Here is a 12564-nt window from a genome sequence, read left to right as displayed (position 1 = left end):
CATTCAATGCACTGAAAGGAACGCATGAAACTCGTCCGCTACGGCAACCCCGGCAAAGAAAAGCCCGGCCTCATCGACAACGAAGGCAAGCTGCGCGACCTGAGCGCCGTCGTCAAGGACATCGGTCCCGACCAGCTCGGCGATGCCGCTCTTGCCAAGCTGCGCAAGACCAAGCTCGACAAGCTGCCGCTGGTCAAGGGCAAGCCGCGCTTCGGCAGCCCCGTGGCCAACGTCGGCAAGTTCATCGCCATCGGCCTGAACTACGCCGACCACGCGGCCGAATCGGGCCTGCCGGTGCCCAAGGAACCCATCGTCTTCATGAAGGCCACCAGCTGCATCCAGGGCCCGAACGACCCGGTGATGCTGCCCAAGGGCTCGGTCAAGTCCGACTGGGAAGTCGAGCTCGGCGTGGTCATCGGCACGAAGGCGCGCTACGTGTCGCAAAAGAGCGCACTCGACTACGTGGCCGGCTACTGCACCATCAACGACGTGAGCGAGCGTGAATACCAGATCGAGCGCGGCGGCACCTGGGACAAGGGCAAGGGCTGCGACACCTTCGGCCCCATCGGCCCCTGGCTCGTCACGCGCGACGAGATCGAGAACCCGCAGAAGCTCGCGATGTGGCTCGACCTGAACGGCCAGCGCGTGCAGACCGGCAGCACCAAGACCATGATCTTCAGCGTGGCCAAGCTCGTGAGCTACGTGAGCCAGTTCATGACGCTGATGCCCGGCGACGTGATCACCACCGGCACGCCGCCCGGCGTCGGCATGGGCATGAAGCCGCCGCTGTTCCTGAAGAAGGGCGACGTGATGACGCTGGGCATCGAAGGCCTGGGCGAGCAGCGCCAGGAAGTGGTGCCCTTCAAGCTCTGAGCACGCGCACCAGCTCGTCGTACACCAGCCGCACGCGCGCCGGCACCGGCGCGCGCTGCGGACGGTAGACGTGGATCGGCCAGGGCTCGGGCGCCTCGGCCGCCAGCACCTCCACCAGCGCACCCGACTGCAGCCACGGCTGCGCCAGCGGCCCGATGAGCTGGCCGAAGCCGATGCCCGCCAGCACCGCGGCGCATTCGGCGTCGATGTTGTCCGTCACGAACGCGGGCGACGACACGGTGAACACCCGTTTCTTGCTGAAGGCCCACGGCCAGGGCCGGCCCGAGCTGTGGTCGATCAGCGCCGTCACCGGCAGCCCGGACAGCGCATCGACAGTGCGCGGCGCACCGACCCGCTCGATGAGTGCGGGTGAGCCCACCACGCACAGCGACATCTTTCCCACACCCCGGGCCACGAAGCGCGCGTCGCGCATCGGGCCGACGCGCACGCCGAGGTCGATCTGCTGGTCGACCACGTCGGCATGCTGCTCCGACAGCCGCAGGTCGAGCACCAGCCCGGGATGCTGCGCCAGCAGCGGCGCCAGCGCCTGCGGGATCAGCCGGGCGTACACATGCGGCGCCGTGACCCGCACCGTGCCCGTGTGCTGCGACAGCGCGCGCCGGTCGATGCGGTGGAAAAGTTCGTCCACGCCGCCCACGGCCACGCGGGCGCGCTCGGCGAGCTGGCGCCCGAAATCGGTGAGCTGCACGCCGCGCGTGCTGCGGTGAAAGAGCGGCTCGCCCAGTTCTTCCTCGAGTTCGCGCACGGCGCGCGTTACCACCTGCGGCGACACCGACAGCCGCACGGCCGCCTCGCGGAAGTTGGCGGCATCGGCGGCGGTGAAGAACACGCGCAGGGCTTCGAGGCGGTTGGACATGGGGTGTTCCTTTTTTGGGAATTCTGAAGTCGCCAGAGTTTCATTTACTGGAACGCGTGGATTTTCCACACTGCATGCACTTCTTCAACACACCCCAAGGAAATTCCATGACTTCCATTCAAGACAACATCCAGGGCAAGGTCGCCATCGTCACCGGCGCCAGCAGCGGCCTGGGCGAATCGACGGCGCGCCACCTGGCCGCACGCGGCGCCAAGGTGGTGCTCGCGGCCCGACGCACCGACCGGCTCGACCAGGTCGTCGCCGAGATCCGCGAGGCCGGCGGCGAAGCCATCGCCGTGGCCACCGACGTAGCGAAGCGTGCCGACCTCGAAAAGCTCGCCGCCGCCACCGTCGAGGCCTTCGGCCGCATCGACGTGCTGGTCAACAACGCGGGCGTGATGCCGCTGTCGCCGCTGGACAAACTCAAGGTCGACGAGTGGGACCGCACCATCGACGTCAACATCAAGGGCGTGCTCTACGGCATCGCCGCCGTGCTGCCGCGCATGCAGGCGCAGGGCAGCGGCCACATCGTCAACGTCGCGTCGATTGCCGGGCTGAAGGTGTTCACGCCCATCGGCACGGTCTACAGCGCCACCAAGCACGCGGTGCGCGCCATCTCCGAAGGCCTGCGCGTGGAGGTGGGCAACAGCGGCGTGCGCGTGACCATCGTGTCGCCCGGCGCGGTGGACTCGGAGCTGAAGTTCGGCAGCAGCGACGCCGAGAGCGCCGCCGGCGTGAAGGCCTTCTACGACGCCAACCAGATCCCCGCCGACTCGGTGGCGCGCGCCATCGTCTACGCGGTGGAGCAGCCGGCCAATGTGGACATCAACGAGGTCGTGCTGCGGCCCGTGTCGCAGGAGTTTTGAGTCCGCGGGGGCAGGGTGCGGCCCCCTGGCGGTCGCCCCCTGCTTTGGCTAACCTTGATTAACCTACCGCGGCCCAAGGTCATTTGCGGTCAAAAGTGCAAAGCCCCTGCAAAATAGAACGACCGTTCGTTTTATTCGGAGCTTTCACGATGTCCGCCACCGCCGTTCCCGTCAAGCCGGCCCGCGCCGCCCCCAAGGGCCAGCAGACCAAGGCCATCATCGTCGATGCCGCGCTGGCGCTGGCCGCGCAGATCGGGCTCGAGGGCCTGTCGATCGGCGCCGTGGCCGAGATCACCAAGATGAGCAAGTCGGGCGTGTTCGCCCACTTCGGCTCGCGCGAGGAATTGCAGATCTCGGTGGTGCGCGAGTACCACGCGCGCTTCGAGCAGGAAGTGTTTTTCCCCGCCCTGCAGGCGCCGCGCGGCCTGCCGCGCCTGCGCGCCATGTTCGCCAACTGGATGAAGCGCACCTCGACCGAGATCGACTCGGGCTGCATCTACATCAGCGGCGCCTCCGAATTCGACGACCGCCCGGGCCCGGTGCGCGACGCGCTGGTCGAGTCGGTCAGCATCTGGCAGGCCGCCGTGCTGCGCGCCATCGTGCAGTCCAAGACCGAAGGCCACCTGCGCGCCGACGCCGACGAGCGCCAGGTCGGCTTCGAGATCCACGGCCTGATCCTCGCGCTGCACTACGAAGCCCGCTTCCTGCAGGTGCCCGGCTCCATCGGGCGCGCCAACGTCGGCTTCGACAACATCCTTGCGCGCGCCGCCACGCCGGACGCGCCGCCTGCTTCCAATGCCGCCGAGTCCGCGCCCGCCGCGCGCGGCACGCGCCGGCTCAAGACCGTGCGCTGAGCGCCACGGCCGCCCGTTTCGTTTTTCCGTTTTCGTTTTTTCCAATCTATCTAGCTTCGACCAGGAGAGTCCCGGATGCCTACCTACAACCCCCCCGTGCGTGACATGCAGTTCGTGCTGCACGAAGTGCTCAACGTCGCCGAGGAACTCAAGGCACTGCCGGCCCACGCCGAGACCGATGCCGACACCATCAACGCCGTGATCGAAGAGGCCGGCAAGTTCGCGGCCGAAGTCACTTTCCCGCTGAACATCAGCGGCGACGAAGAAGGCTGCGTGCTCGACAAGGCCACGCACGAAGTCAAGACGCCCACGGGCTTCAAGGACGCCTACGCCAAGTACGTCGAAGGCGGCTGGCCCGCGCTGTCGTGCGACCCGGCCTTCGGCGGCCAGGGCCTGCCGTTCGTGGTGAACCAGTGCCTGTTCGAAATGCTCAACAGCGCCAACCAGGCCTGGACCATGTACCCGGGCCTGTCGCACGGCGCCTACGAGGCACTGGCCGCGCACGGCACCGACGACCAGAAGAAGACCTACCTGCCCAAGCTCACGAGCGGCGAGTGGACCGGCACCATGTGCCTGACCGAACCCCATTGCGGCACCGACCTGGGCCTGCTGCGCACCAAGGCCGAGCCGCAGGCGGACGGCACCTACCGCATCACCGGCAGCAAGATCTTCATCTCGGCCGGCGAGCACGACATGACGAGCAACATCATCCACCTGGTGCTGGCTCGCCTGCCCGATGCGCCCAAGGGCAGCAAGGGCATCAGCCTGTTCGTGGTGCCGAAGTTCCACGTCAAGGCCGACGGCTCGCTGGGCGAGCGCAACCCGATCTTCTGCGCCGGCCTGGAGCACAAGATGGGCATCCACGGCAACGCCACTGCGCAGATCGTGATCGAAGGCGCCACCGGCACGCTGGTGGGCGAGCCCAACAAGGGCCTGGCCGCGATGTTCGTGATGATGAACGCCGCCCGCCTGGGCGTGGGCAACCAGTCGCTCGGCCTGACCGAAGTGGCCTACCAGAACGCCCTGGCCTACGCCAAGGACCGCCTCCAGATGCGTTCGCTGTCGGGCGTGAAGGCCAAGGACAAGGAAGCCGACCCGATCATCGTGCACCCCGACGTGCGCAAGATGCTGCTCACGGCCAAGGCGTACGCCGAAGGCGGCCGCGCGCTGCAGATCTTCTGCACGCTGCTGCTCGACAAGGAACACAACCACCCCGACGAGAAGGTGCGCAAGGACAGCGGCGAACTGGTCGCGCTGCTGACGCCCATCGTCAAGGCCTTCATCACCGACAACGGCCACATCGCGACCAATTCGTGCATGCAGGTCTTCGGCGGCCACGGCTTCATCAAGGAATGGGGCATGGAGCAGTTCGTGCGCGACAACCGCATCAACATGATCTATGAAGGCACCAACACCATCCAGTCGCTGGACCTGTTGGGCCGCAAGATCCTGGGCAACAACGGCGCCTCGCTGAAGAAGTTCGGCAAGCTCGTCGCCAAGCTGGTGGAAGAAGAAGGCGTGAACGAGAAGATGGCCGAGTTCATCAACCCGATCGCGATGCTGGGCGACCAGCTCACCAAGTTCACCACCGAGATCGGCTTCAAGGGCTTCCAGAACCCCGACGAAGTGGGCGCCGCCGCCGTCGACTACCTGCGCGTGGCCGGCCACTTCGTGTTCGGCTACCTGTTCGCCCGCATGGCGCAAGTGGCCCTGCGCGAAATCGCCGCCGGCAACAACGATCCGTTCTACGTCGCCAAGCTGCAGACCGCGCGCTTCTACTTCGCCAAGCTGTTCCCCGAGACCGTGATGCTCATGCGTACCGCGCGCGCCGGCAGCAAGGTGTTGATGGACACCGACGCCGCACTCGCCTAAGCGACACACAGCCTTTCTTCATCGACCCACCGGGAGCCCGCTCATGAAAGCAACGCTTGCAGCCGTCTTGTTCACCGTCACCGCCGTCTCGGCCATGGCCCAGAGCACGCCGGTGGGCCTGTGGCGCAACGTCGACGACAAGACCGGCGAGGCCAAGGCCGAGATCCGCATCGCCGACGCCAACGGCGCGCTGCTCGGGCGCATCGAGAAGTCGTTGAAGAAAGACACCAAGCCCGACGCCACCTGCGACGAATGCGCCGACGACCGCAAGGGCAAGCCCATCGCGGGCCTGGAGATCATCCGTGGCGGCAAGAAGGCCGAGGGCAAGGACGTCTGGGAAGGCGGGAAGATCCTCGACCCCGAGAACGGCAAGGAATACCGCGCGAGCTTCACGCCGATCGACGGCGGCAAGAAGCTCGAAGTCCGCGGCTACCTCGGCCCCTTCTGGCGCACCCAAACCTGGAACCGTGTGCAGTAAGTGTGCAACGGAGGGCAGGTGACATGAGCGTCTCGTCGGGAAAGTTGATCGGTGGCCTTGCTCTCGTGGTGGTTGCTGCTGGTGCGGCCGCTGTCATCACCTTTATTGGGGTACTCGCAACTGTCCCCCTTGCACCCGGGTACAGAGGTGGCGGCGGCGCGATGGCATTCCCGTGGTGGGTCGGTTTCGGTTGGGCGATCTGCGGTCTGTTGGGTTTTGGAGGACTGGTTCTCTTTGCAAACTCACTGGAAGCAGACGAATCGCCATCGACACCAGGTGCCGAGTCGGACTCGGCGTAGCGCATCACCGATGCAGCGGAGGTTCCCTTTTGTTTTTTGATAGCTTGACCCACTCCCGTAGCTGCTCACTTCGTGTAGCAGCCTCCCCCTCAAGGGGCAGCACCAGCGGTCCGGCCAAACCGGTTCCGCGGTGTTTCCCGAACTGATTCATAACTTCGAAACTCAGCCATGTCCCGATTTCAAGTGAAGAAGGTCGCCGTGCTCGGCGCCGGCGTGATGGGCGCGCAGATTGCCGCCCACCTCGTCAACGTGCGCGTGCCTGTCGTGCTGTTCGACCTGGCCGCCAAGGAAGGCCCGAAGAACGGCATCGTCACGCGCGCCATCGACAACCTCAAGAAGCTCAAGCCCGCGCCCCTGGGCGATGTGGCCGACGCGGGCCTGATCGAGCAGGCCAACTACGAAGACGACCTGGCCAAGCTCGGCGAGTGCGACCTCATCATCGAAGCCATTGCCGAGCGCATGGACTGGAAGCTCGATCTGTACAAGAAGATCGCGCCCCACGTGGCCAAGCATTCGATCCTGGCCTCGAACACCTCGGGCCTGTCGATCACCAAGCTCAGCGAAGCGCTGCCTGAAGCCCTGAAGCCGCGCTTCTGCGGCATTCACTTCTTCAACCCGCCGCGCTACATGTTCCTGGTGGAGCTGATCAACACGCCCACCACGCAGCCGCAGGTGCTCGACGACCTCGAGGCCTTCGTCACCAGCACGCTCGGCAAGGGCGTGGTGCGTGCGCACGACACGCCCAACTTCATCGCCAACCGCGTCGGCATCGCCGGCATGCTGGCCACGCTGAAGGAAGTCGAGAAGTTCGGTTTGACGCCCGACGTGGTGGACGACCTCACCGGCAAGAAGCTGGGCCGCGCCAGCTCGGGCACCTTCCGCACCGCCGACGTGGTGGGCCTGGACACCATGGCCCACGTCGTGAAGACGCTGCAGGACAACCTGAACGCCGAAACCGATCCGTTCTACGCCAACTTCGCGACGCCGCCGGTGCTCGCCAAGCTGCTGGAGCTGGGCAACCTGGGTCAGAAGACCAAGGCCGGTTTCTTCAAGAAGGCCGGTCGCGACATCCTGCGCTTCGACCTGAAGAGCGGCGAGTACGTGCCCGCCGGCGCCAAGGCCGACGAGGTGTACGGCCGCATGCTCAAGAAGCCCGCGGGCGAGCGCCTGAAGCTGCTGCGCGAGAGCGAAGGACCGCAAGGCCAGTTCCTCTGGGCGATCCTGCGCGACGGTTTCCACTACGCCGCCGTGCACCTGGCCGACATCGCCGAGAGCGCGCGCGACATCGACTTCGCGATGCGCTGGGGCTTCGGCATGAAGCAGGGCCCGTTCGAACTCTGGCAGGAAGCCGGCTGGGCGCAGGTCGCCAAGTGGGTGCAGGAAGACATCGACGCTGGCAAGGCACTCAGCACGGCGCCGCTGCCCAAGTGGGTCTTCGAAGGCCCGGTCGCGCAGGCCGGCGGCGTGCACACGCCCGAAGGCTCGTGGAGCGCGTCGCAGAACAAATTCGTGCCGCAGCGCAAGCTGCCCGTGCACGACCGCCAGCTGTTCCCCGAGAGCGTGCTGGGCGCGAACGCGGCCGATGCCAACACGGCCGGCACGACGATCAGCGACGAAGGCGACGTGCGCGTGTGGACGCTCGACGGCGAAGTGCTCATCGCGAGCATCCAGTCGAAGATGCACGCCATCAGTCCCGACGTGGCAGAGGCGCTCGGCGCCGCGGTCGACCTGGCCGAGGCCGAATACAAGGGCCTGGTGATCTGGTCGCCCGACGATGTGTTCTCGGTCGGCGCCGACCTGCAGGCGATGCTGCCGGCCTTCGTGGTCGCGGGCATCGGCGCGGTCGAAGGCGCGGAGGAAGAGCTGCAGAACGTCATGCTCAAGATCCGCTACGCCAATGTGCCGGTGATCTCCGCCGTGCGCGGCATGGCGCTGGGCGGCGGCTGCGAGCTGGCCATCCACTCGGCCAAGCGCGTCGTCGCGATGGAAAGCTACATCGGCCTGGTCGAAGTCGGCGTGGGCCTGATCCCCGGCGCGGGCGGCCTGACCTACATCGCACGCCGCGCTGCGGAGAACGCATCGGCCTCGACGGGCACCGACCTGCTGCCGTTCCTCACCGAAGGCTTCACCGCCGCGGCGATGGCGAAGGTCGGCACCGGTGCGCTCGACTCGAAGAAGCTCGGTTATCTGCTCGACAGCGACGTGATCGTGCCGAACAAGGACGAGCTGCTCTACGTGGCACTGCAGCAGGCCAAGGCCATGGCCGACGCCGGCTACCGCCCGCCGCTGCGCCGCACCTTCCGCGTGGCCGGCCGCAGCGGCGCCGCGACGATCAAGGGCCAGTTGGTGAACATGCGCGACGGCGGCTTCATCAGCGCGCACGACTTCCACATTGCCAGCCTGATCGCCAACGTGGTCACCGGCGGCGACGTGGACGCGGGCTCGCTCGTGAGCGAGGAATACCTGATGACGCTGGAACGCAAGGCGTTCTGCTCGCTCATCGTGCACCCCAAGACGCAGGAACGCATCATGGGGATGCTCAGCACCGGCAAGCCCGTGCGCAACTAAGGACAGATTTCATGAGCAAGCAAGTACAAGACGCCTACATCGTCTCCGCCACCCGCACGCCCATCGGCAAGTCGCACCGCGGCTACTTCCGCAACTACCGTCCCGACGACCTGCTCGCGACCACGCTGAAGGCCGCACTCGCTGCCGTGCCGGGCCTGGACCCCAAGGCCATCGAAGACATCATCTGCGGCTGCGCGATTCCCGAATCGCAGCAGGGCCTGAACGTCGCGCGCATCGGCGCGGTGCTGGCGGGTCTGCCCACCAGCATCGGCGGCATCACCGTGAACCGCTTCTGCGCCTCGGGCCTGTCGGCCGTGCAGATGGCGGCAGACCGCATCCGCGTCGGCGAGGCCGACGTGATGATCGCGGCCGGTGTCGAGAGCATGAGCATGGTGCCGATGATGGGCAACTCGCCCTCGCTGTCGCCTTCCATCTTCGAGCGCGAAGGCGACGTGGGCATCGCCTACGGCATGGGCCTCACGGCCGAGAAGGTCGCGCAGCAGTGGAAGGTGAGCCGCGAGGCGCAGGACGCGTTCGCGCTGGCCTCGCACCAGAAGGCACTGGCCGCGCAGGCCGCCGGCAAGTTCGCCGACGAGATCACGCCGATCGAAGTGACCGACCGCACGCCGAACCTGGAAACCGGCGAGTCGATCGCCAAGACCCGCACCGTGAGCCTGGACGAAGGCGCGCGCCCCGACACCAGCATCGAAGGCCTGGCCAAGCTGCGCACCGTGTTTGCCGCGCGCGGCACGGTGACGGCCGGCAACAGCTCGCAGACCTCGGACGGCGCGGGCGCGCTGATCCTGGCCAGCGAGAAGGCCATCAAGCAGTACGGCCTCACGCCGCTCGCGCGCTTCGTGAGCTTCGCGAGCAAGGGCGTGCCGCCGCACATCATGGGCATCGGCCCGATCGAGGCGATTCCGGCCGCGCTGCGCTATGCCGGCCTGAAGCACGAGGACATCGACTGGTTCGAACTCAACGAAGCCTTCGCCGCGCAATCGCTCGCGGTGATGAACACGCTGGGGCTCGACCCGTCGAAGGTCAACCCGATGGGCGGCGCCATTGCACTGGGCCACCCGCTGGGCGCAACCGGCGCGATCCGCGCGGCCACCGTGGTGCACGCGCTGCGCCGCGAGAAGCTGAAGTACGGCATGGTCACGATGTGCGTGGGCATGGGGCAGGGCGCAGCGGGCATTTTTGAAAGGGTTTGAGCTAACCCCCAGTCTTCGCGCACTTCGTGTCGCTTCGCCAACCCCCTTGCAGGGGGCGACACCAGCGGCCCGGCAAAGCCGGTTCCGCGGTGTCTCGCGAGGGGACCGTGTCTGTTTTGAGGAGAAGGGCATGCAACAGCAGGTTCTGCCGGTCGACGCCGGCGCCCACGTGGCGGTGCGCCGCTACGACCCCGCCGGCGCTCCGCGCGCCAGCATCGTCATCGGCGGTGCGATGGGCGTGCGCCAGTCGTTCTACGAGCCCTTCGCGCACTGGCTCGCGGGGCAGGGCCTGCGGGTCTGGACCTTCGACTACCGCGGCAGCGGCGACTCGCTCGGCGATGCGCCGCTGCGTGGTTTCCAGGCCGACCTGTTCGACTGGGCGCGCGACTACGAGGCGGTGATCGACGCCGCCAAGGCCGCGCTGCCCGACCAGCCGCTGTACCTGCTGGGCCACAGCCTCGGCGCGCAGTTGCCGGGTTTCCTGCAGCGGCCCGGGCAGGTCGACGGCCTCGTGAGCATCGCGGCCGGCAGCGGCTACTGGCGCGAGAACGCGCCGAAGCTGCGGCGCAGCATCCTGTATTTCTGGTTCGTGCTGGTGCCGCTGGCGACGCGCCTGTGGGGCTACTTCCCCGGCCGCAAGCTGAAGAAGGTCGGCGACCTGCCGCGCGGCGTGATCCTGCAATGGCGCCGCTGGTGCCTGAACCCGCGCTACAGCGTGGGCGCCGAGGGTGAGCCCGCGCTGCAAAGCTATGCGCGCGTGCGCTTCCCGGTGCTCGCGCTCTCGATGACCGACGACGAACTGATGACGCACGCCGGCACGCGCAGCCTCGTGAGTTTCTACGCAGGCGCGCCGAGCGCGGTCGAGCGCATCGCGCCGGCCGACGTGCAGGCGCGGCGCATCGGCCACTTCGGTTTCTTCCGCGAGCAGTTCAGCCAGAGCCTGTGGCCGAGCACGCTCGACAAGCTGCACCGGCTTGCCGCGCTGACCGCGCCTGCGGCAGTGCAGCACGCCAACGTCCCGCACACGACTGCGTGACGTCATCCTCCGCAGGCACACTGGCGATCACCATGAGCAGCACGACCCCACACCCCCTCGACAAAGCCCTGGCCCTGCACCACAGCGACATCCGCGTGGGGCACTTCACGGGCACCACGAGTCCCGACTACTGGAACATGGTCGGCCCGTTCGGCGGCACCACCGCGGCGCTGGCGCTGCAGGCGGTGCTCCAGCACCCCGACCTGCTCGGCACGCCCATCGCGCTGACCGTCAACTACGCGGCCGCGCTCGGCGAGGGCGCGTTCGACATCCAGGCGACCGCCGTGCGCACCAACCGCTCGACGCAGCACTGGACGGTGACGATCACGCAGCCCGGCGCCGACGGCACCGCGAACATGACGACCACCGCCACCGTGGTCACGGCCGCGCGCCGCGACACCTGGAGCCAGGCCGACCTCACGATGCCCGAGGCGCCCAAGCCCGAGGCCGTCGATCGCATCCGCATCGGCCCGTCGGGCGTGGCCTGGCTCGAGCAGTACGAGATGCGCCCCTTCAGCGGTGGCATTCCCGCCAAGTGGGACGGCAGCCTGCAGCACAGCGAAACGCGCCTGTGGGTGCGCGACGCGCAGGCCCGCCCGCTCGACTTCGCCTCGCTCGCCGCGTTGAGCGACGTGTTCTACCCGCGCGTGTGGCTGCGCCGCGCCACGCACGTGCCTGCGGGCACGGTGTCGATCACCACCTACTTCCATGTCGGCGCCGCCGAGCTGGCCGAGGTCGGCACGGGCTACCTGCTGGGCTGCGCGGCGGGGCAGCAGTTCTTCAACGGTTTCTTCGACCAGAAGGCGCAGCTGTGGAGCGAGAAGGGCGCGTTGCTGGCCACGTCCAACCAGATCGTCTACTACAAGGAATGACGCGATGACGCTCACCAAGACCGCTCTCATCGTCGGCGCGGGCGATGCCACTGGCGGCGCCATCGCCCGCCGCTTCGCGCGCGAGGGCTACGCCACCTGCGTCACGCGGCGCAGCCTCGACAAGCTGCAGCCGCTGGTGGCGCAGATCGAGGCTGACGGCGGCCGGGCCCACGCCTTCGCCTGCGATGCACGCAAGGAAGAAGAAGTGGTGGCGCTCATCGAGCAGATCGAATCGACTGTCGGGCCGATCGAGGTGATGGTGTTCAACATCGGCGCGAACGTGCCGGAGAGCATCCTCACCGAATCCGCGCGCAAGTACTTCAAGGTGTGGGAGATGGCCTGCTTCTCGGGCTTCCTCAATGGCCGCGAAGTGGCGAAGCGCATGGTGGCGCGCGAGATGCCCGCCGGCGGCCATCGCGGCACGATCATCTTCACGGGCGCGACGGCCTCGCTGCGCGGCGCCGCCAACTTCGGTGCCTTCTCGGGCGCCAAGATGGCCCTGCGCGCGTTGGCCCAATCGATGGCGCGCGAGCTGGGGCCGCAGGGCATCCACGTCGCGCACGTCGTGGTCGACGGCGCCATCGACACCGAGTTCATCCGCAGCAACTTCCCCGAGCGCTATGCGCTCAAGGACAGCGACGGCATCCTGAACCCGGACCACATCGCCGACAGCTACTGGATGCTGCATGCGCAGCCGCGCGATGCGTGGACACACGAGCTGGACCTGCGCCCCTGGTCCGAGAAGTTCTGACCGGCGC

Annotated in this window: 11 protein-coding genes; 10 read left to right on the top strand and 1 reads right to left on the bottom strand. The window is 67.4% G+C overall.

From position 1 onward, the window contains the following. The first annotated feature begins 24 nt into the window (after window positions 1-24). The gene (locus tag VBO01S_RS04525) at window positions 25-873 is read left to right on the top strand and encodes a fumarylacetoacetate hydrolase family protein (protein WP_062471108.1); all 849 of its coding nucleotides are present in this window, start codon (window positions 25-27) and stop codon (window positions 871-873) included. Here the strand turns inward: VBO01S_RS04525 and VBO01S_RS04520 are convergent. Next, complete coding sequence (locus VBO01S_RS04520; RefSeq protein ID WP_062471105.1) at window positions 863-1750, bottom strand: LysR family transcriptional regulator; 888 nt, start codon at window positions 1748-1750, stop codon at window positions 863-865. The two genes, VBO01S_RS04525 and VBO01S_RS04520, sit on opposite strands and share 11 nt — an antisense overlap. Window positions 1751-1857: 107 nt before the next feature. Here VBO01S_RS04520 and VBO01S_RS04515 point away from each other — a divergent pair, with 107 nt between their 5' ends. From VBO01S_RS04515 to VBO01S_RS04475, 9 genes are all read left to right on the top strand, one after another. Beyond that, window positions 1858-2616 carry an SDR family oxidoreductase gene (locus tag VBO01S_RS04515; protein WP_062471102.1) on the top strand — a complete coding sequence of 253 codons (759 nt, stop codon included), beginning with the start codon at window positions 1858-1860 and terminating at the stop codon, window positions 2614-2616. A 149-nt stretch (window positions 2617-2765) separates the two neighbouring features. After that, window positions 2766-3470 (top strand): TetR/AcrR family transcriptional regulator, encoded by a 705-nt coding sequence (locus tag VBO01S_RS04510; protein WP_062471099.1) that lies wholly within the window; start codon window positions 2766-2768, stop codon window positions 3468-3470. A gap of 75 nt (window positions 3471-3545) precedes the next feature. Further along, the gene (locus tag VBO01S_RS04505; RefSeq protein ID WP_062471095.1) at window positions 3546-5342 is read left to right on the top strand and encodes an acyl-CoA dehydrogenase C-terminal domain-containing protein; all 1797 of its coding nucleotides are present in this window, start codon (window positions 3546-3548) and stop codon (window positions 5340-5342) included. A gap of 43 nt (window positions 5343-5385) precedes the next feature. Next, window positions 5386-5820, top strand: a complete 435-nt coding sequence (locus VBO01S_RS04500; protein WP_062471092.1) for a DUF2147 domain-containing protein — start codon at window positions 5386-5388, stop codon at window positions 5818-5820. A 467-nt stretch (window positions 5821-6287) separates the two neighbouring features. Beyond that, entirely contained in the window at window positions 6288-8687 is a 2400-nt protein-coding gene (locus VBO01S_RS04495) for a 3-hydroxyacyl-CoA dehydrogenase/enoyl-CoA hydratase family protein (RefSeq protein WP_062471089.1), read from the top strand. A gap of 11 nt (window positions 8688-8698) precedes the next feature. Further along, window positions 8699-9898 carry an acetyl-CoA C-acyltransferase gene (locus tag VBO01S_RS04490; protein WP_062471086.1) on the top strand — a complete coding sequence of 400 codons (1200 nt, stop codon included), beginning with the start codon at window positions 8699-8701 and terminating at the stop codon, window positions 9896-9898. Between the two features lie 130 nt (window positions 9899-10028). Beyond that, window positions 10029-10934, top strand: a complete 906-nt coding sequence (locus tag VBO01S_RS04485) for an alpha/beta hydrolase family protein (RefSeq protein ID WP_062471083.1) — start codon at window positions 10029-10031, stop codon at window positions 10932-10934. Window positions 10935-10966: 32 nt separating this feature from the next. After that, window positions 10967-11806, top strand: a complete 840-nt coding sequence (locus VBO01S_RS04480; RefSeq protein ID WP_062471080.1) for an acyl-CoA thioesterase — start codon at window positions 10967-10969, stop codon at window positions 11804-11806. A gap of 4 nt (window positions 11807-11810) precedes the next feature. Next, window positions 11811-12557: an SDR family oxidoreductase gene (locus tag VBO01S_RS04475; protein WP_062471077.1), complete on the top strand. Its 747-nt coding sequence runs from the start codon at window positions 11811-11813 to the stop codon at window positions 12555-12557. Window positions 12558-12564 lie beyond the last annotated feature (7 nt).

The sequence above is a fragment of the Variovorax boronicumulans NBRC 103145 genome, from assembly GCF_001591345.1.
Lineage (GTDB): Bacteria > Pseudomonadota > Gammaproteobacteria > Burkholderiales > Burkholderiaceae_C > Variovorax > Variovorax boronicumulans.
This window is presented reverse-complemented; position numbering and strand designations above follow the sequence as displayed.